The organism is Streptomyces sp. NPDC057694, assembly GCF_042799415.1.
In the GTDB taxonomy this organism is placed as follows: Bacteria; Actinomycetota; Actinomycetes; order Streptomycetales; family Streptomycetaceae; genus Streptomyces.
In genome coordinates this window covers 22311-42098 of sequence record NZ_JBHVIX010000003.1, presented here as the reverse complement: position 1 = coordinate 42098, position 19788 = coordinate 22311, and the positions used below count along the sequence as shown (strand labels likewise).

Annotated in this window: 16 protein-coding genes; 9 read left to right on the top strand and 7 right to left on the bottom strand. The window is 73.5% G+C overall.

All coding sequences use genetic code 11. From position 1 onward, the window contains the following. Positions 1-111 precede the first annotated feature (111 nt). Both ACFVDP_RS09925 and ACFVDP_RS09920 read right to left on the bottom strand, forming a co-directional pair. Positions 112-2484, bottom strand: a complete 2373-nt coding sequence (locus tag ACFVDP_RS09925; protein WP_383486187.1) for a PQQ-binding-like beta-propeller repeat protein — start codon at positions 2482-2484, stop codon at positions 112-114. 140 nt (positions 2485-2624) lie between these two features. Beyond that, positions 2625-3437, bottom strand: coding sequence for a VOC family protein (locus tag ACFVDP_RS09920; protein WP_383486184.1), 813 nt, complete (start codon positions 3435-3437; stop codon positions 2625-2627). Positions 3438-3611: 174 nt separating this feature from the next. On the opposite strand from ACFVDP_RS09920, the gene ACFVDP_RS09915 reads away from it, so the two are divergent. After that, positions 3612-4259: a TetR family transcriptional regulator gene (locus ACFVDP_RS09915; protein ID WP_383486182.1), complete on the top strand. Its 648-nt coding sequence runs from the start codon at positions 3612-3614 to the stop codon at positions 4257-4259. Between the two features lie 139 nt (positions 4260-4398). Here the strand turns inward: ACFVDP_RS09915 and ACFVDP_RS09910 are convergent, their stop codons facing one another. Together ACFVDP_RS09910 and ACFVDP_RS09905 are read right to left on the bottom strand one after the other, a co-directional pair. Continuing rightward, positions 4399-4887 carry a nitroreductase family deazaflavin-dependent oxidoreductase gene (locus ACFVDP_RS09910; RefSeq protein WP_383486179.1) on the bottom strand — a complete coding sequence of 163 codons (489 nt, stop codon included), beginning with the start codon at positions 4885-4887 and terminating at the stop codon, positions 4399-4401. Continuing rightward, on the bottom strand, positions 4887-6089 hold the full coding sequence (locus ACFVDP_RS09905; RefSeq protein WP_383486176.1) for an acyl-CoA dehydrogenase family protein: 1203 nt from the start codon (positions 6087-6089) through the stop codon (positions 4887-4889). The genes ACFVDP_RS09910 and ACFVDP_RS09905 overlap by 1 nt, the downstream gene beginning before the upstream one ends. Before the next feature lie 281 nt (positions 6090-6370). On the opposite strand from ACFVDP_RS09905, the gene ACFVDP_RS09900 reads away from it, so the two are divergent. The 4 genes from ACFVDP_RS09900 (at position 6371) to ACFVDP_RS09885 (ending at position 11199) form a co-directional block, all read left to right on the top strand. Further along, the gene (locus ACFVDP_RS09900; protein ID WP_383486173.1) at positions 6371-7540 is read left to right on the top strand and encodes an acetyl-CoA acetyltransferase; all 1170 of its coding nucleotides are present in this window, start codon (positions 6371-6373) and stop codon (positions 7538-7540) included. A gap of 96 nt (positions 7541-7636) precedes the next feature. Next, positions 7637-8209 (top strand): dihydrofolate reductase family protein, encoded by a 573-nt coding sequence (locus tag ACFVDP_RS09895; RefSeq protein ID WP_383486170.1) that lies wholly within the window; start codon positions 7637-7639, stop codon positions 8207-8209. A gap of 90 nt (positions 8210-8299) precedes the next feature. Beyond that, positions 8300-10465, top strand: a complete 2166-nt coding sequence (locus ACFVDP_RS09890; protein WP_383486168.1) for a serine/threonine-protein kinase — start codon at positions 8300-8302, stop codon at positions 10463-10465. 20 nt (positions 10466-10485) lie between these two features. Next, on the top strand, positions 10486-11199 hold the full coding sequence (locus ACFVDP_RS09885) for a pyridoxal 5'-phosphate synthase (protein ID WP_383486165.1): 714 nt from the start codon (positions 10486-10488) through the stop codon (positions 11197-11199). On the opposite strand, the gene ACFVDP_RS09880 is transcribed toward ACFVDP_RS09885, so the two are convergent. From ACFVDP_RS09880 to ACFVDP_RS09870, 3 genes are all read right to left on the bottom strand, one after another. Then, positions 11177-12127 carry a GNAT family N-acetyltransferase gene (locus ACFVDP_RS09880; protein ID WP_383486162.1) on the bottom strand — a complete coding sequence of 317 codons (951 nt, stop codon included), beginning with the start codon at positions 12125-12127 and terminating at the stop codon, positions 11177-11179. The two genes, ACFVDP_RS09885 and ACFVDP_RS09880, sit on opposite strands and share 23 nt — an antisense overlap. A 73-nt stretch (positions 12128-12200) precedes the next feature. After that, on the bottom strand, positions 12201-12650 hold the full coding sequence (locus ACFVDP_RS09875) for a Zn-ribbon domain-containing OB-fold protein (protein ID WP_383486159.1): 450 nt from the start codon (positions 12648-12650) through the stop codon (positions 12201-12203). Continuing rightward, positions 12650-13099, bottom strand: coding sequence for a DoxX family protein (locus tag ACFVDP_RS09870; protein ID WP_383486156.1), 450 nt, complete (start codon positions 13097-13099; stop codon positions 12650-12652). Before ACFVDP_RS09870 ends, ACFVDP_RS09875 begins: the two co-directional genes overlap by 1 nt. Before the next feature lie 162 nt (positions 13100-13261). Here ACFVDP_RS09870 and ACFVDP_RS09865 point away from each other — a divergent pair, with 162 nt between their 5' ends. From ACFVDP_RS09865 to ACFVDP_RS09850, 4 genes are all read left to right on the top strand, one after another. Further along, entirely contained in the window at positions 13262-14419 is a 1158-nt protein-coding gene (locus ACFVDP_RS09865) for a flavin-containing monooxygenase (protein WP_383486153.1), read from the top strand. 201 nt (positions 14420-14620) lie between these two features. Then, positions 14621-16144, top strand: coding sequence for a flavin monoamine oxidase family protein (locus tag ACFVDP_RS09860; RefSeq protein WP_383486150.1), 1524 nt, complete (start codon positions 14621-14623; stop codon positions 16142-16144). 69 nt (positions 16145-16213) lie between these two features. After that, entirely contained in the window at positions 16214-16867 is a 654-nt protein-coding gene (locus ACFVDP_RS09855; RefSeq protein WP_383486147.1) for a glyoxalase, read from the top strand. 276 nt (positions 16868-17143) lie between these two features. Continuing rightward, positions 17144-19366 (top strand): acetate--CoA ligase family protein, encoded by a 2223-nt coding sequence (locus ACFVDP_RS09850; RefSeq protein WP_383486144.1) that lies wholly within the window; start codon positions 17144-17146, stop codon positions 19364-19366. Positions 19367-19788 lie beyond the last annotated feature (422 nt).

The following is a 19788-nucleotide window of genomic DNA, read 5'->3' as shown; positions in this document are numbered from 1 at the left end:
CGTCCCCGTGTCATCACGCCGGGCACCCTACCCCGCGCCCCGTAAGGGGCGCGGGGAACTGCGCGAGAAGCCCCACCGGCCCGCACCCGACCGACACAACCGGGGCGCGGCCTACCGACTGGTCCCGGTCCCCTTCTCCGCGTCCAGCGCGTACACGCACCGGTCCTTGCTGCACGCGTAGACGACGCCGTCGGTGACGACGGGCGTGCCGGTGATCTCGCCGCCGGTGGCCAGCTTCCAGCGCAGGCGGCCGTCGTCCGCCTTCAGCGTGTAGAGGAGGTGGTCGGTCGAGCCGAAGTGGATGCGGCCGTCGGCGACGACCGGGGAGCCGACGATCTCGCCGCCGGCCTGGAACCGCCACTTCGGCGTGCCCGTCACCGCGTCCAGCGTGTAGAGCCCCTGCCCGCTGCCCACGTGGACGTGGCCGCGCGCGACGAGGACCGGGTCGAGGGCCGAGGGCCGGGCCTCGGTCGCGATGCGCCAGCGGTCGCGGCCGTCGGCGGCGTCGAGCGCGTACACGGTGCCGTGGTGGTCGACGAGGTAGACCCCGCCGCCGGTGACCGCGGGGCCGGGGACGAACGCGGGCGGGCTCAGGAAGACGGCCGGTGCCTCGAAGTGCCAGCGCAGCTGTCCGGAGGAGACCTCCAGGGCGAGGACCCGGGTGCCCGCGGCGACGTACACGTATCCGTCGTCGGCGGGGGTGAGCCGGACCGGCACCCCGCCGCAGGAGGCGGCGTCGCCGACCGGGTACGACCAGCGCTCCTCGCCGCTCCTGGCCTCCAGGGCGCGCAGCCGCGCGTCCTGCCACACGTAGACGGTGCCCTCGTGGACGACGGGGCCCGCCTCGGCCGTCTCGAAGTCGGTCTGGCAGCCGGTCAGCTCCCACAGCGGGTCGCCGCTGACGGCCTCGCGGGCCTGGACGCCGCCGCCGCGGGTGCCGGTGACGACGGTGCCGTGGCCGGCCTGGACGGCGTAGACCCAGGCGTCCGTCTGGAGCCGCCACAGGTCGGAGCCCTCGCGGGCGTCGAGCGCCCACAGGGTCGGGCCGTCGGAGGCGTGGATGATGCCGTCGGCGACGGTGAGGGACCAGGCGACGTCGCGGGTCTTGAAGCGGCGCCGGCCGGTGGCCACGTCGAGGGCGTGCACCTCGAAGGAGGTGACGTAGACGAGGTCGCCGGCGACCTTGGGGGTGCCCCACACGTCGTTCGACATGCGGAACCGCCACGGCCGCCAGCCGGCCGGGCCCTCCGGGGCGGGGGCGGGCGCGGGCACCACCGGATCGGTCGAACCGTTCACGGACGGTTTCCCGCGGGACCAGGACGCGGCGAGCCCCGACTCGGCGGGCGGCGCCTGCACGGCGGCGGCCCGCGCGTCGGCGACCCGGGGTCCCGGCCCGATCGGCACCTGCGCCCCGGCCAGATGCACCGGCCCGTCGGCGGTGCGGCCAGGGCCGGCGGGCGCGGCGACCGGCGACGCGGCGGGCGAACCGCGCCAGCCGTCCGTCGAGACGGGCGACGGGGGCGGCTGCGGCGGCATCGCGGGCATCGGGCCGCCCACGGCGCGGGACGCCTGGGGGCGGACCACGGTGCGGCTGCCGCGGCGCGACTCGATCAGCGCGACGGACCGCTCGGGCAGCCACGCGGACGCGGTGCCGCTGTCGTCGCTGCCGGAGCCGAAGAGGTGCGGGGCGAGCTGGGCCTGGAGGTCGGCCGGGGAGGGCCGCAGTCCGGCCTCCATCTTCATGCAGGCCTCGATCAGGGGCCGCAGCTCGTCGGGCAGGCCCTCGACGTCGGGGCCCTCGCGCAGCAGCATGAAGACGGTCTCCACCGGGTTCGCCCCGTGGAACGGCGCGTGGCCGGTCGCCGCGAAGACCAGGGTGGAGCCGAGCGAGAAGACGTCGCTGGCGCCGGTGACGCTGCGGGAGTCCTTGGCCTGCTCGGGCGACATGTAGGCGGGCGTGCCCACCGCCACGTTCGTCATGGTCAGGCGGGTGTTGGAGACGCCGGACGCGATGCCGAAGTCGATGACGCGGGGGCCGTCCTCGACGACCAGGACGTTCGACGGCTTGAGGTCGCGGTGGACCAGGCCCGCGCCGTGGATGGACTGCAGCGCCTCGGCGATCCCGGCCGCCAGCCAGCGCACCGCCTGGGCCGGCAGCGGCCCGCACTCATTCACTATTTCTTCGAGGGAGGGCGCGGGCACGTACGCGGTGGCGAGCCAGGGCACGGCCGCGCGCGGGTCGGCGTCGACGACGGCCGCCGTGTAGAAACCGGACACCGCGCGGGCCGCCTCGACCTCACGCGTGAAACGGACCCGGAACAGCTGGTCCTCGGCGAGCTCGGTGCGCACCGTCTTGATCGCCACGCGCCGGCCCGAGGCCGAGCGGGCCAGATAGACCAGACCCATGCCGCCCGCGCCGAGCCGTCCCAGGACCTCGAACGGACCGATCCGCCTCGGATCGTGCTGCGTCAGCTGATCCACCACTCGCCTGCCACCTCCCCGTACGGGGCCACCGCACTCACGGCCCCCGACAGCGTCTCACCGCCGAAGCGCTACGGCGGCACGCACCCCGATTCTTCCTGTCCGGGGCCCCGGTTGCGAACCCGGGGGCATATCGGGGTGTCTCACACCTCCCGTACGGCGAACAGGGCGCCCTGATCGTCGGCGAGCACGGTCACCCGGCCGTACCCCGTCGCGTGCGCCGCCACCCGGATCTCGCCACCCAGGCGGAGGGCGTCGGCGGTGGTCGCCTCCAGCTCCCGCGTGCCGAAGTGCGCCAGAAAACGCCCGGTCAGCGGCCTGTCGGGGGTGGAACGCCGGCCGGCGACCGCGGTGGCCCGGGACAGGACGGCCCCGGCGGGCGCCCATAAGCGCAGCCCGTCCTCGGCGGCTCCTCCGCCTGCCACGTCCACCCCATCGGCCCCATCGGCACCGTCCGGCCCGGCCTCGTACGCGAAGACGGTCTCGTAGAAGACGTCGGTCCGCGCCGTGTCCCGCGCAAGGAGCTCCGTCCAGCAGAAGGCGCCCGGCTCCCCCGTCACCTCGAAGCCGAGGTCGCTGCCCGCCTGCCACAGGCCGAAGAGCCCTCCGTCACGGTCGGTGACCAGCGCCATGGTGGCGGCGGTGCCCACGGAGAGGGGGCCGGTGACGACCCGGCCGCCGCAGCGGGTGACCCGGGCGGCGGTGGCGTAGGCGTCCCGGACCGCGAAATGCACGGTCCAGGCCGGGCCCGTGCCGCCGAACAGGGGGGCGAGGGCGGCGACGGCGCGGTCCTCGCTGTACGCCGCCGTGTAGTAGCCCCGCTCGGCCCCGGCGCCCTCGTCGAAGGTCCACCCGAAGAGATCGCCGTAGAACCGCTTGCCCGTCTCGACGTCCGGCAGCTGGACATCGGCCCAGCACGGGCTGCCTTCCGGGAACGGGCTGCTTACGGGGGCCATGGCGGAAACGCTAGCGACGCAGGTCAGGGCCACACTGTTCACATTCGAACGAATGGCCAATTCCGGTCGCTCCCGGTACCGGTTTTGACCGGTGACCGGTCCCGTTTCGTGGGCCCCAACCCCATTTGCAGTCGGTCAGATCGCGCTCCGATCACCCCTCGGTAAGCTGACGGCATGACAGGACAAGTACGTACCGTCGACGGTCGTGTGGCCGGACGGCGTGGTCAGGCGACACGTCAGAAGCTGCTCGAATGCCTCGGCGAGATGCTCAGCTCGTCGCCCTACCGGGACGTCAAAGTCATTGATGTCGCGCGAAAGGCGGGCACTTCGCCCGCGACCTTCTACCAGTATTTCCCGGACGTCGAGGGCGCCGTCCTGGAGATCGCCGAGCAAATGGCCTCCGAAGGGGCCGAGTTGACCGGCCTGGTCGCCGACCGCTCCTGGGTCGGCAAGGCCGGCTGGGCGACCGCGCAGGAACTCGTGGACGGATTCCTGGAGTTCTGGCGCAAGAATGACGCGATCCTGCGCGTCGTCGACCTCGGCGCGGCCGAGGGCGACAAGCGGTTCTACAAGCTCCGCATGAAGATCCTGAACTCGGTGAACAACTCCCTTGCCGACGCGGTGAAGGACCTTCAGGACAAGGGCAAGGTCGACAAGGACGTGAGCCCGGCGGCAGTGGCCGGCTCACTGGTCGCGATGCTCGCCGCGGTCGCCTCGCACCAGCGGGGCTTCCAGACCTGGGGCGTCAAGCAGGCCGAACTGAAGCCGAACCTGGCGCTGTTGGTGCACCTGGGCGTGACCGGAAAGAAGCCGACGAAGTAACGGCACTTCCTTCCCCTGGTCCTGTCGGACGGCGGCGGTTCGCGTTCTCAGCGTGAGCCGCCGCCGTTGCCGTTTCCGGTACCTTTTTCAGTGCCGTTTCCGGTGCCTTTTCGGGTGCCTTGTGCCGTTCTCGCGTCGTTCAGGAGCGCCGCTCCAGCCGGAACAGCCTGATCTCCCGGTCGATCCGGGCCTGGTACGCCGCGTACGGCGGCCAGAATTTCAGCGCCGCCGCCCAAGCCTCCTCCCGTTCGGCCGAGTTGAGCAGCCGGGCGGTGACCGGAATGTCCGTGCCGCGCCAGTTGATCTCGGCGTCGGGGTGGGCCAGCAGATTCGCCGTCCACGCCGGATGCCCGGGGCGTCCGAAGTTCGACCCGATCAGCAGCCAGGTGGCCGGACCGTCCGGGCCCTCCTCCGGCATGCAGGCGAGCGGTGTACGCCGTTCGAGGCCGCTCCTCGCACCGCGCGCGGTGAGGATGACGCCGGGCAGCATCTGCGCGCTGACCAGCACTTTTCCCCTGGTCAAGCGGTGCACGGCGCGGTCCATCGCCGGGATGACGTGCGGCGCGAGCCGGGCGAACGTCCTGGTCGACGACACCTTCTGCACGAGGCGGATCCCCGGCGGCGCCATCAGGCGCTCACCGCGGCGGCCGGGCCGAACAGGGCGGCGGTCTGCGCGGCGCGGGCGCGCAGCAGGTGCACGGGCCCGAAGAGCAGCTCGTCGCCGGCGGCCCGCTTCATGTACAGATGGGCGTCGTGCTCCCAGGTGAAGCCGATGCCGCCGTGCAGCTGGACGGCCTCGGCGGCGGCGGTGCGCAGCGCTTCCAGGGCCTGGGCGAGCGCGAGCCCGCCGGCCCGCTCGCCGCTCGTGTCGCCCGCGGCCCAGGCCGCGTAGTAGGCGGCGGAGCGCGCCGCCTGCACCGTCACGTACACATCGGCGAGCCGGTGCTTGACCGCCTGGAACGAGCCGATGGGCCGCCCGAACTGCTCGCGTTCCTTGACGTACTGGACGGTCCGCTCAAGGGCCCGGTCGGCGGCGCCGACCGCGTCGGCGGCGAGCAGGGTGGCGGCGGTGTCACCGGCCGCGGCGAGTGCGCCGGACACGTCGCCGGTCTCCTCCCCCAGCAACTCGGCCGGTACGTCGCGCATTTCGAGGCGGGCCTGCGGCCGGGTCTCGTCCAGTGACGTCTGCCGGGTGCGGACGAGTCCGGCGGCGTCCTGCCGTACGAGGAACAGCAGGGTCCGGGAGCGGGCGAAGCCGCCGGTGTGCGCGGCGACCAGGAGGAGGCCCGCGCTGTGCCCGTCGAGGACCTGCTCGGCCTGCCCGTACAGGTGCCATCCGCCGTCGCTGTCCGGTGCCCGGCGGGCCTGGACCCCGCCCGCGCGGCCGCCGCCGGCCCAGTCTCCGGTGTTCTCCGCGACCAGGCCGAGGGCGGTGGCCAGGCCGGTGCCGGGGACGGCGAGGGCGGCGGTGAGGCGGCCGGCCGCGATCTGCGGGAGCAGCGCGTCCCGCTGGGCGTCGGTGCCGAGCGCGGCGATCAGCGGGGCGGCGAGGCCGCAGGTCGCGAAGAGCGGGGAGGGCGCGAGGGCCCGCCCCAACTCCTCTTGTGCGAGCGCGAGTTCGGTGACGGCGGCGCCGACCCCGCCGTACCGCTCGGGCAGCGCCAGGCCCGGCAGTCCCAGCTCGGTGCCGAGCGCGCCCCACAGGGCGAGGTCGTGGCCTGCCGGGGTGCGGGTGGCGGCTTTGACGTCGTCCGGGGTGCAGCGTTTTGTGGTGAGTTCACGCAGGGTGCGGCGGATCTCCTGCTGTTCCTCGGTGAACGTGGCGTCCATGCGGGCCCCTTTCTGACGGGGCGTCATGTTAAGGCTCCGGGCCGTGCATGCCCAGACCTTTCCCATGCATCCCCGGATCAGGAACGCCCCGCCAGGGGGGGCGGGGCTGTATCGATATGCGGCTCCGCCGCGTGGGCGCGAGCAACCACGTACAAGCCGCAGACGCATCTGCTCATGCGCCAGGCAGACGCGTCCGCGGCTCTCGTCGTGGCGGGCCGCGCAGTTCCCCGCGCCCCTGGCGGGGCTGACGGCGAGCCGGGATCTGATGTACCGTCAGATTCATGACTGGCCCCCACCACAAGGTCGCCATCACGGGCATCGCCCTCTCCGACTGCGGCCGGGTCGACGAAGCCACCCCCTATGCCCTGCACGCCCAGGCAGCCCGCAGGGCACTGGCCGACGCGGGCCTCACCCCCGACGTGATCGACGGAGTCGCGAGCGCCGGCCTCGGCACCCTGGCACCCGTCGAGGTCGCCGAGTACCTGGGGCTCAAACCCCGCTGGGTGGACTCCACTTCGGTGGGCGGCTCCACCTGGGAGGTGATGGCGGCGCACGCGGCGGACGCCATCGCCGCCGGGCACGCCCGCGCCGTCCTCCTGGTCTACGGTTCGACGGCCCGCGCCGACATCAAGGCGAAGCGGCGCACCTCGAACCTCTCCTTCGGTGCCCGCGGCCCGCTCCAGTTCGAGGTGCCGTACGGGCACACGCTCATCGCCAAGTACGCGATGGCGGCCCGCCGCCACATGCACCAGTACGGGACGACCCTCGACCAGCTCGCCCAGGTCGCGGTCCAGGCCCGGCAGAACGCGGCGGCGAACCCGGACGCGATGTTCCGCGACCCGATCACGGTCGACGACGTGCTCGACGGGCCGATGATCGCCGACCCGTTCACCAAGCTGCACTGCTGCATCCGCTCCGACGGCGGCGCGGCGGTGCTGATGGTCGCGGCCGATCTGGTGCCGGACTGCGCGACGTCCCCGGTGTGGGTGCTCGGCTCGGGCGAGCACGTCTCGCACACCACCATGTCGGAGTGGGACGACTTCACGGTCTCCCCGGCGGCGGTGAGCGGCCGCCTCGCCTTCGAACGGGCGGGGGTGTCGCCGTCCGAGATCGACATCGCGGAGATCTACGACGCCTTCACGTACATGACCCTCGTGACCCTTGAGGACCTCGGTTTCTGCGCCAAGGGCGAGGGCGGCGCCTTTGTCGAGAAGGGCCGGCTGCTGCGGGACGGCGAGCTGCCGACGAACACGGACGGCGGCGGCCTGTCCGCCCAGCATCCCGGGATGCGCGGACTGTTTCTGCTGGTGGAGGCGGTACGGCAGCTGCGCGGCGAGGCGGGCGACCACCAGGTGCGCAGGGCGGACGGCTCGCTCCCCGCCCTCGCCGTGGCGTCCGGGACGGGCGGCTGGTTCTGCTCGTCGGGGACGGTGGTGCTGGGCCGGGAGTGACCGGCTCGCACCTTCACCGATGAGTTTCTTTGTCGGTCGCGGTCATCATGGGCGTAGGAACGCCAGGCGCGACCAGAAGAAACCAGGAGACCTCCCATGCGTACGCTCATCAGCACCGCTTTCGTCTCGCTCGACGGCGTGATGGAGGCGCCCGGCGGCGAAAGCGGCTACCGCAACGCGGGCTGGACGTTCAAGGACATCGACTTCCTGCCCGAGGTCTTCGAGCTGAAGGGCCGGGAGCAGAAGGAAGCCGCGGCGATGCTGCTCGGCCGGGCCAGCTACGAGGCGTTCAGCCCGGTGTGGCCCGCCATGGAGGAGTTCGCCGACTACAAGGACCTGCCGAAGTACGTCGTCTCGACCACGCTCGCCGAGGACGCGCTGGTCTCCGACTGGGGTCCGACCACGATCCTGCGCTCCCTCGACGACGTGGCCGCGCTGAAGGAGACCGAGGGCGGCCCGATCATCGTCCACGGCAGCATCGCCCTGAACCACGCCCTCTCCGACGCGGGCCTGATCGACCGCTACCACCTGCTCGTCTTCCCCCTGCTGCTCGGCGCGGGCAAGCGCCTGTTCAGCACCGCCGACCAGGACGCCCGGAAGCTGGCGCTGGTGGACCACGCGGCGTATGCGAACGGGGTGCAGAAGCAGGTGTTCGACGTGGTCCGCTGACGCGGCGGCCCCCGCCGAACCGAAACCGTTACGGATGAACGCCCCGGCCGTGATGGGGAGTCGTCGGTTCCGGGATTAGCGTCGGGCGCTGTGCGGGGACATGTGCTCAGCGGTCGCTACCGGCTCCTGGAGACCATCGGTTCCGGGGGCATGGGTCAGGTCTGGCGTGCCCGGGACGAGGATCTGGGGCGGTTCGTCGCCCTGAAGCTGTTCGCGCCGCCGGACGACATCGGGGCGGACGAGCGGCAGGAGCTGCTGGGCCGGTTCCGCCGGGAGGCGCGGGCGGTCGCCGCGCTGTCGAGTCCGTACGTCGTCACCGTGTACGACCACGGGAGCGGCGCGGCGGTGGCCGGTGGCGGCGATGTCCCCTTTCTCGTCATGGAGTTGGTCGACGGCGCGTCGTTGCAGGAGATGCTGCGGAGCGAGGTGCGGTTTCCCGTCGGGCGGGCGCTGGAGTGGGCCCGGCAGTGCGCGCTCGGGCTCGCCGCGGCGCACGCCGCCGGGATCGTGCACCGGGACATCAAGCCCGGCAACATCATGGTCACGCCGGGCGACCCGGGGAACGTGAAGATCCTCGACTTCGGGATCGCCGCGTTCGTGGAGGGCGCGGAGGCCGCGACCCGGCTGACCAGGACCGGCACGCTGCCGATCGGGAGCGTGCCGTACATGGCGCCCGAGCGGTTCCGGCAGGAGCCGGGCGACGGGCGGGTGGACCTGTACGGGCTGGGGTGCGTGCTCTACGAACTCCTCGTCGGCAGGCCCCCGTTCAGCGGCCCGGCCGCCGGAGTCATGTACAACCATCTGCACGACACCCCGATGCGGCCGAGCCGGGCGCGGACCGGGCTCCCGGCGGGTGTGGACGAGCTGATCGCCGCGCTGATGGCCAAGCGGGCGGAGGACCGGCCGGTCGACGCGGCGGCGGTGGTGGGGCTGATCGACGGGGTCGCGGCGGGCGCCGCCCCGCACGAGAAGCCTGCGACTCCCATGGCTTCCGTGGCTCCCATAGCTCCCGTAACTCCCGTGGCTCCTGCGGCTCCTGCGACTTCAGGGGCCGCTGCTCCCGCTGCCCCGCAGACGGCACCCGTGCCGGCCCCGGCCCCGACCCGCACGGCTCCCCCCGCGCCGACGCCGACCCCCGCACCCCGCCCGCGTCTCCCCCGCCCCCGCCGACTCCTCATCGGCGCCGTCGTCCTGGCCTGCGCGGGCACCGGCATCTCGGTGGCCGCCGCGCTGAACGGCGGGGAGCAGGAGCCGCCGAAACCGCCCGTCTCCGGGCAGCCGCTCGACCAGCCCCGTTTCCGGATCGCCGTGGCCGACCGGGGTGCGACGGGCGACACCCGGGCGGTGGCGCGGGCCCTCCGGGACTACGCCGGGTCGCTGCCGCTGACGGCGGTGTCGGTGCCGCACGCGGACCGGCTGTCGTCGGCGGAGTTCGCGCGGAAGTACCCCGACGTCGTCGCGGTCGTCGGCACCGCGGCCGGCCGCCCGGGCCTCGTGAAGGGCACCCCCGCCGTCGGCACCTGCCACGACGACCGCGGCGACACCGACGGTGACGTACGGCAGTTCGCCGCGTACCTGGAGGACGTCCTGCACACCAAGAGGCTGCTGGCCCCGGCGGGCGAGGGCCTCGGGGCGCTGGCCGACCGGTTCGCCGCGAGCCGGGGTTCCGGGCACGGTTTCACGACGTACGCGACGGCTCCGGACGCCCTGCGCGCGGGCGACCTGCGCGAGCTGCTGGCCCGCGCCCGCCCCGACACCGTCTACCTCGCCGACCGGTCCGGCCGGGACGGGAACGCCGAGGCCCTGCGCCGGGCCGGTTACCGGGGCCGGATCGTGCTCGCCCCCGACCACCACGACGACTGCGGCGCGGGCCGCCGGGACGAGCGGGTCCCCGACGGCGTCTACCGCTTCCGCACCGTGTCCAAGGGCCCCTTCCGCACCGGCGAGTGCACCCAGGACGCCGCCTGGTGCGCCCGCGTCCGCCCGCTGATGACCCGTCCCGGGGCGCTGGAGGAGTACGAGGCGACGCAGGCGGTCGTCGCCGCGTTCCGGGCGCGGGCGACGCGCGACACGACGGCCGCCGCCGTCCGCGCCCACCTCGGGGCCGCCCTGCCGACGGCCCGCGTCCACGGCCTCCAGGGCGACTACACGCCCGGCGCCCTCGGCCTGACCGTCGCCCGCCCGGTCTGGGCCGAGCGGTACACGGCGGGCACCTGGCACGAGCTCGGCACCGTGGCGGGCCTGACCCGCGACTGACGCCCGGCGACAATCACCCCATGAGACGCGACCACTCCGAGCACCCCGACCAGCCCGATCAGCCCGGTCACTCCGGCCGTCCCGACCTCGAAGCCCTTCTGCGGTCCCTGCGCGTGTGGGACACCGAGCTGCCCGCCTTCGACCCCGGGGCCACGCCCGCCGATCCGGTCCCGCTGTTCGTGGAGTGGTTCGCGGCGGCCGTGGCGGCCGGGCAGCCCGAGCCGCACACCCCGTCGCTCGCCACCACCGACGCCGAGGGCCGGGCCGACGTCCGTACGGTGATGCTGCACGGCGCCGACGCGGCGGACGGCTGGACCTTCGCCTCCCACTCCGGCAGCGCCAAGGGCCGCCAGCTGGCCGCCCGCCCGTACGCGGCGCTCGGCTTCTACTGGCCGGTGCAGGGCCGTCAGGTCCGGGTGCGCGGCCCCGTCCGCACCTCACCCGCCGAGGTCGCGCAGGCCGACCTGCACGCCCGCTCGACCGGCGCCCTCGCCGCCGCCCTGACCGGCCACCAGAGCGAAGTCCTGGCCTCCACCTCGGAGTTGGAGCGTGCGTCGCAGGCCGCGTGGGAGCAGGCGCAGCGCGAGCCGGACGCGCCGGTCCCGTCCTGGACGGCGTACGCACTCCAGCCGGACGAGGTCGAGTTCTTCCAGGGCGACGCGCGCCGTCGGCACGTACGGCTCAAGTACCGGCGTACGGAGGAGGGTTGGCTCAAGGAGTTGCTGTGGCCGTGACCGGCGGCGGCCTGAACGCCAGCACGGTGAAGTCCCGCACCGGGCGGTAGCCGAGCCGCTGATAGAGGGCGTTGCTCGTCGGGTTGGCGAGGTCGGTGAAGAGGACCACCTCGTCGGCGCCGCGCTCCTCGGCGACCCGGCTGACCTCGGCGGTGACGGCCCCCGCACAGCCCCGGCCGCGCAGCGGCTTCGGCGTGAAGACGGCCGTAACGCGCACGCACCCGGCGACGGGCCGGGTGGCGGAGGCCATCGACAGCGGTGTGCCGTCGGCCGCCTCCCACAGCGTGACGCCGCCGTACGAGAGCCGGGAGTCGGTCCAGGCCAGGGCCTGCTCCTCGGTGAAGTCCCCGGGAAGCCCCCCGTGCCCCTCGTCGCTGAAGTCCTTGATCCAGCCCGCCACCCGCGCCCGGTCCGCCGCCCCGGCCACCCGGGCCCGGTCCGCCGCCCCGGCCACCCGGGCGCGGCCGGCCGGTGCCGGGGCGGGCGGGGTCAGCCGGCCGAGCCGGTACAGCCGATGCGTCCTGCGCTCCCCGAGCGTGCCGCCCGGACACCGCTCCAGCCAGGCCTCGGCGACGGCGCGGGCATCTTCCACCGGCCCGTTCACCCCGGGGAGTCCGCGGCCGCCGAACGCGGCGACCAGGTCCCGCGCCGCCTCGGGCCCGAGCGCGCCCACCACCGGCGGACGCGGCGGCGTCTGAAGAAAACTCCCCGCCACCCGCCCGCTCCCGTCCCGCCACACCCCGAACCGCGGCTCCACCCCGGCGAACTGGGATTCACCGGCGAGCAGCCCCGCGAGGAGACTCAGCTGGACGGTGTGCAGGGCGCGGTCGGAGCGCAGAAAGGCTCCGGCGACACGATCGAACTCGGCCGGATCCGTGGTGAGTTCCCAGGTACCGGCGGCGGGGCGGGTGGGCGTCGGCCGTGTCATCCGCCCATGATGGCGACGCCCGCGACGCCCCGCACCCGCATTAACCGCCCGGCCACTTACCCGCGCCGTCCGCCTACCCGCCCGCCCACGGCCGGAACACCGGCACCGTCACGCCACCGTCCGCGCCGCCCTCACCGCCCGGGTCCGTGCGGAAACAGACCTCCAGCTCCATCCCCACCCGCAGCGCCGCCTCCGCGCACTCCACCACCTCGGTCATCATCCGCGGCCCCTCGGCGAGATCGACGACGGCGGCGACGTAGGGGGTCCGGGTGCCGAAGGGCGGCAGGTCGTTGCGGTGCACGACGGACCAGGTGTAGAGGGTGGCCCGCCCCGTGGCGGGCCGCCAGTGCACGTCCTCGCTCCAGCAGTACGGGCAGAACTCGCGCGGATAGTGGTGGCCGCGCCCGCACGCCGCGCACTGCCGCAGCAGCAGGGTGCCGTCGGCGGCGGCCTCCCAGTAGGGGCGGGTGAAGGCGTCGACCTCGGGCAGGTCGAAACGCGGCCCGGAGCTCGCCGCGCCCATCAGAACAGCCCGATCGCGTGGTCGAGGGACCAGGTCTGCCAGGACATGGCGAAGAACCCGACGACCGAGATCAGCGCCATCATCGCGTTCTGCCCCTGCTCGGCCCAGTCGTGGATCATGAGCACGAAGTAGAGGAGATTGAGCAGCAGGCCGCCGACCAGCGCTATCGGGGTCAGGAATCCCACGATGAGGCCGATCCCCAGGGCGAGTTCGGCGTACACGACCACGTACGCCATGGTCTTCGGCCGCGGCTTCACGACGACGTCGAAGCCGCTGCGGACGGCGCCCCACCTGTGCTTGTCCGCGACACCGGAGGCCCACGCGATCCCGGTCCCGCGCTCGAACCAGCTCTTCTTGTCCTTGTGCCGCCAGCTCTCCAGCCACCACAGGCCGAGCCCGATCCGCAGCACGGCGAGCCACTCGGCACCACTGAGGCCAATCGCATCCATGAGGTCCGGCCCCTCCTCGCGTATCTGACGGTACGTCAGTTCACCGCATCCGGCGCTTCCCCCGCAAGGGCGCGGACATCCCCGAACCCCCGTGATCAATCCGCAACCGGTTTCCTCTTTGACCGGACCCCATCAACCGGAACGCGGATTACGCTCCCGCTCATGACCGACGCCCACCCCACGCCGGCCCGCAGCCACGAGCGCCCGCCGGTGTACGTCATCGGCGGCGGCCCGGGCGGCCTGGCCGCGGCCGCGAGCCTGAAGGCGCACGGCGTGCGCGCCGTCGTGCTGGAGAAGTCGGACCGCGTCGGGGCCTCCTGGCGCGCCCACTACGACCGTCTCCACCTGCACACCACGCGCCGCCTGTCCGCGCTGCCCGGCCTGCCGATCCCGCGCCGCTTCGGCCGCTGGGTCTCCCGCGACGACGTCGTGCGCTACCTGGAGAAGTACGCCGAGTTCCACGATCTGGAGGTGGTGACCGGCGTCGAGGTGACACGCGTCGAGCGCACCGCCGACGGCGCCGGCTGGCAGCTGCGGGCCACCGGCGGCCGCGAGCTGACGGCGACCGCCGTCGTCGTCGCCACCGGCTACAACCACACCCCGCGACTGCCCGCCTGGTCCGGCAGGGCGACGTTCACCGGCCGGCTCCTGCACGCGAGCGAGTACCGCAATCCGGCGCCCTACGCCGGGCAGGACGTCCTCGTGGTCGGCGTCGGCAACACCGGCGCGGAGATCGCCGTGGACCTGGCCGAGGGCGGCGCCGCCCGGGTCCGGCTCGCCGTGCGCACCGCCCCGCACATCGTGCGCCGCTCCACGCTCGGCTGGCCCGCCCAGCTCACCGGCATCCTCTGTCGCCGGCTTCCGGTGTCCCTGGTGGACCGACTGGCCGTGCCGCTGGGCAAGTTGAGCGTCCCCGACCTCTCCGCCCACGGTCTGCCGCGGCCGGACACGGGCCTGTACGCGCGGGCGCGGGCCGGGTCCATCCCCGTCCAGGACGTCGGGCTCATCGACGCCGTCCAGCGCGGGAAGGTCGAGCCGGTGGCCGCGGTCGAGTCGTTCGACGGTGACACGGTGGTCCTCACGGACGGCACCCGGGTCACCCCCGACGCGGTGATCGCCGCGACCGGCTACCGCCAGGGCCTGGAGGATCTGGTCGGCCACCTCGGCGACGTACTGGACCCGGCGACCGGCCGCCCCCGCACCCCCCACCCGCTGCCCGGCCTCTACTTCCAGGGCTACACGAACCCGATCTCCGGCATGTTCCGCGAAATGGCCCGCGACGCCGACCGCATCGGCAGGGCCGTGGCCAAGCGCCCCTGAGGCCCGTACGTCGGCTGACGGCCGGTGGGGGCTGGTCGCGCAGTTCCCCGCGCCCCTGGAGATGCGCACTTCGTGCGCCATCTCCATCGATGAAGGCATGCGGCGAAGCCGCAGCCTTCAGGGGCGCGGGGAACTGCGCGAGAAGCGGCCACCGGCCCGCACCCGAAGAACGTCCACCCCGAGCGATACGGAGTACTACGCATGCCAAGCGAAAGACACCCGCTCAACAAAGACCTCACCCGCCGCCGCGCCCTCCTGGGCGCCACGGCAGCCACCACCCTCCTCGCCACCGGCACGGCAACCGGCACTGCCCGCGCGGCGGACACGACGGACACGGCGGACACGGCAGACGTGGACGTCGCCGTCATCGGCGCCGGCCTCGCGGGCCTCACCGCGGCCCGCGACCTGACCGCCGCCGGAAAGAAGGTCCTGGTCCTGGAGGCGCGGGACCGCGTCGGCGGCCGGGTCGTGAACCTGAAGCTCCCGAACGGCGGCACGTCGGAGGGCGGCGGCGAGTTCATCGGCCCCACCCAGGACCGGATGAAGGCGCTCGCCGCCGACCTCGGCGTCGACACGTTCCCGACGTACAACACGGGCAAGAACGTCCTCTACAAGGACGGCAAGCGCACCCCGTACGCCACCGACGGCCTCCTCGGCTCCGTCCCGCCGATCGACGCGGCGGGCCTCGCCAACGCCGCCGCCGTGCAGGCGCTCCTCGACGACATGGCGAAGAAGGTCCCGGTCGAGGCGCCCTGGACCGCGCCGAAAGCCGAGGAATGGGACCGCCAGACCTTCGAGACCTGGCTGCGCGCCAACGCGGTGATCCCCTCGGCCCGCTTCCTCATCGAGGTCGCCTGCACCTCGGTCTTCTCGGCGCAGCCCCGCGAACTCTCCCTGCTCTACGTCCTGTTCTACATAGCGAGCGCGGGCAACGAGTCGACGCCGGGCACCCTGGAACGCCTCACGGAGACGGCGGACGGCGCGCAGGCCACCCGTTTCGTGGGCGGTTCGCAGCAGGTCCCGCTGAAGCTGGCGGCGCGCCTGGGCGACCGGGTCCGGCTCTCCGCCCCCGTGCGGAAGGTCACCCGGGGCGCGGGCGGCCGGTACACGGTCACCGCCGACGGCGTCACGGTCACCGCGACCCGCGTCGTGGTCGCCGTCCCGCCCCCGCTCGCGGCCCGCATCGACTTCGACCCGCTGCTGCCCGCCGCCCGCGACCAGCTCTCCCAACGCCTCCCCATGGGCTCGATCGGCAAGGCGATCGCGGTGTACGACACCCCGTTCTGGCGGGCGGACGGACTGAACGGGCAGGTCGTCAGCGACACCGGCACCGTCCGCTCCTCCTTCGACAACTCGCCGCCCGACGGTTCCTACGGCGCGCTGATGGGGTTCATCGAGGCGGACGAGATGCGCGCGCACGACGGCGCGTCCGAGGCCGACGTGAGGGCGGCGGTCCTGAAGGACTACGTGACGTACTTCGGCGAGAAGGCCGCGAACCCCACGGGCTTCGTCCTCCAGCGCTGGGACAACGAGGGCTTCACGCGCGGCGGCCCGGTCGCCTACGCGCCGCCCGGCGTCCTCACCCAGTACGGCGCGGCGCTGCGCACGCCCGTGGGCGGGATCCACTGGGCGGGCACGGAGACATCGGCGTACTGGTGCGGGTACATGGACGGCGCGGTCCGCTCCGGGGAGCGGGTGGCCAAGGAGGTGGCGGCGGCGCGCTGAGCAGAGCCGCCGCGGAACGGTCAGGATCGGAGAAGCGGTGGCGGCCCCGCCACGCCTAGCGTGAAGGACATGGCAACCACCGCTTCCACCACAGCCGCCGCGTCTCTCGCGTCCGTCACCCTCGAGGTGGCGGACCCGGAGGCCGCCGCCGTCTTCTACGGCGCCTTCGGCGTGGACACGTACGTACACCTGAAGGCCGCGGAGGGGCCCGTCACCGACGGCTTCCGCGGCTTCACCCTGGCCCTCACGGTGTCCGGGCCCGCCACCGTCGACGGCTTCGTGAGCGCCGCCGTGGACGCCGGCGCCACCGTCCTGAAGCCCGCCGCGAAGTCGCTGTGGGGCTACGGGGGTGTCCTGCGGGCGCCCGACGGCACGATCTGGAAGATCGCGACCTCCGCGAAGAAGGACACCGGCCCGGCCACCCGCGAGATCGACGAGGTCGTCCTGCTGCTCGGCGTCGAGGACGTGAAGGCAACCAAGCAGTTCTACGTCGAGCAGGGCCTGAGCGCGGCCAAGAGCTTCGGCGGCAAGTACGCCGAGTTCGCGCCCGGCACCGGCTCCGTCAAGCTGGCGCTCTACAAGCGCCGCGGCCTGGCCAAGGACCTCGGCGTCACCGACGACGGCGCCGACGCAGGCACGAACGCGCACCACCTCGTCCTCGGCAGCTCGGGCGGGTCCTTCACGGATCTGGACGGGTTCGTCTGGGAGGGCGCCGGGAAGTGAAGCTCCGGTAGGGACTCCCGCGGCGCCGCACTGAACACCCCGCCCACCGGGAAGAGACCGTGGGAAGAGCCCGGGAGGGACCGGAGGGGACCGACCGGAAGGGACCGGAGGGACCAGAAGGAACCGCTCAGCACCCGCCTCACTCAGCCTTTGCCTGCAGCCCTGTTCCTGACGGGGCGTCAGTTCAGTAATCTGACAGTGCGTCAGTTAAGGCCCGGAGCCTCGGGCCTCAGCCGCTGCTGTCGTTGCTGTCACACAGGAGGAGCGGGCGGAGCGATGCTTGGATCGACGTACGGCACCCTGACCACCGACTCCCGCCGGGCCCGCGTGATCGCCTGCGGAGAGCAGCCCGGCCCCGCCGTGCACGGCAGGGCCGGTTCCGACGAAGTGGATGTCAGCGGGCGCCCGCTGCACGCCGACGTGGTGGACCTGGACCGGTTCTTCCGGCCGGAGTCCGTCGCCGTCGTCGGCGCCTCGGACGCCGAGGGGCGGCCCAACACCGGGATCACGCGGCAGCTGATGGCCTGGGCCGAGCGGGTCGGCGCCCGGCTGTACCCGGTGCATCCGACCCGCGCGTCCGTCTTCGGGCTGCCCTGCTCGGCGTCGGTCGCGGACCTGCCGGAGCAGGTCGATCTCGCGGTGCTGCTGATCGCCGATCCGCTGCCCGTCATCGAGCAACTCGCCGATACGAAGGTGAAGTTCGCGGTCGCCTTCGCCTCCGGGTTCGCCGAGACCGGTGACGAGGGCGCCGCCGCGCAGGCCCGCCTCGCGGCGGCCGTGGAGCGCTCCGGCCTGCGCCTGCTGGGCCCCAACACCAACCTCAACGCCTTCGAGGAGTTCCGCGACGACCTCGAAGGCCCGGCGATCGCGCTGATCACCCAGTCCGGCCACCAGGGCCGCCCGGTCTTCACCCTCCAGGAGCTGGGCATCCGCCTCTCGCACTGGGCGCCCACGGGCAACGAGGCCGACCTGGAGACGTCCGACTTCATCTCGTACTTCGCCCAGCGGCCCGAGGTCGGCGCCATCGCCTGTTACGTGGAGGGGCTCAAGGACGGCCGTTCCTTCCTGCTCGCCGCGGACCGGGCCGCGCGCGAGGGCGTGCCGGTCGTCGCCGTGAAGGTGGGCCGCACCGAGACGGGCGCCCGCACCGCCGCCTCCCACACCGGGAAACTGACCGGCGCGGACACGGTCGTGGACGCGGCGATGCGCCAGTTCGGCGTGATACGGGTCGACGGGCTCGACGAACTCCAGGACACGGCGGCCCTGTTGGCGCGGGCCAAGCCGCCGAAGGCCGACGGCGTCGTCGTCTACTCCATATCCGGCGGCACCGGCGCCCACTTCTCGGACCTGGCGACAGCGGCCGGGCTCACCCTCCCCACCCTCTCCGACGCCAGGCAGTCGGAACTCCACCAGTGGATACCGGAGTACCTGAACGTCGCGAACCCCGTCGACAACGGCGGGCACCCGGTCGGCGACTGGCGCGGCCCGAAGATCATCGACGCGATCCTCGACGACCCGTCGGTGGGCGTGCTGATCTGCCCGATCACCGGCCCGTTCCCCCCGATGAGCGACAAGCTCGCGCAGGACCTGGTCGACGCGGCCGAGCGCACGGACAAGCTGATCTGCGTGGTGTGGGGCTCGCCGGTAGGCACCGAGGAGGCGTACCGCACGACCCTGCTCGGCAGCTCACGGGTGGCGACCTTCCGCACGTTCGGCAACTGCATCGGCGCCGTCCGCGCGTACCTCGACCACCACCGCTTCACGGCCGCCTACCGCTCCCCGTTCGAGGACGCGCCGCGCGGTCCGTCGCCCTCCTTCCGCAAGGCGCAGAACCTGATGCGGCCCGGGCACCAGCTCAGCGAGCACGCGGCGAAGCAACTGCTGCGCGCGTACGGGATCCGGGTGCCGCGCGAGCAGCTGGTGACCAGCGCCGCGGCGGCCGTGCGGGCGGCCTCGCAGGTCGGCTACCCGGTCGTGATGAAGGCGTCGGCGCCGCAGCTCGCCCACAAGTCCGAACTCGGCCTGGTGAAGGTGGGGTTGACGTCGGCCAGCCAGGTACGGGACGCGTACCGCGACCTCACCGACATCGCCCGGTACGAGAACATCGACCTGGACGGGGTCCTCGTCTGCCAGATGGTCGAGCGGGGCGTCGAGATGGTCGTCGGCGTCACCCACGACGAGCTGTTCGGGCCGACCGTGACCGTGGGGCTCGGCGGGGTGCTCGTCGAGGTGCTGCGGGACACCGCGGTGCGGGTGCCGCCGTTCGGCGAGGACCAGGCCCGGGCGCTGCTCGACGAACTGCGCGGGCGCGCTTTGCTGGACGGGGTCCGTGGGGCGCCGCCGGCGGACATCGACGCCCTGGTCGAGGTCGTCCTACGGGTCCAGCGCATGGCCCTGGAACTCGGCACCGATCTCGCCGAACTGGACATCAACCCCCTGATGGTGCTGCCCCGAGGCCAGGGCGCCGTGGCGCTCGACGCGCTCGCGGTGTGCCGGTGACCCGTAGGCGGGGCCGACTGCGCGGTTCCCCGCGCCCCTGGGTTGTCGCTCGGGTGCGGCCCGGCGGGGGCTGGTCGCGCAGTTCCCCGCGCCCCTGGGTCCGTTGCCGGCCGACGGCCGGTGGGGGCTTACCCCTGGGCCGTCGGTCGGCTGACGGCCGGTGGCCGCTTCTCGCGCAGTTCCCCGCGCCCCTGGGTCCGTTGCCGGCCGACGGCCGGTGGGGCTTGCCGCTGGGTCGTCGGCCGACTGCGGGCCGGTGGCCGCTTCTCGCGCAGTTCCCCGCGCCCCTGAGGCAGGCGCTGCGCGCCGCCTCCCCTTGAGGCTGCGCTTCGCGCGCCTCCACACGGGGCAGCGGGGGCGCTTCCACTCAGGGCGAGGGGCGCGCCTCCACTCGGGGCAGAGGGCGCCTTCCACTCGGGGCA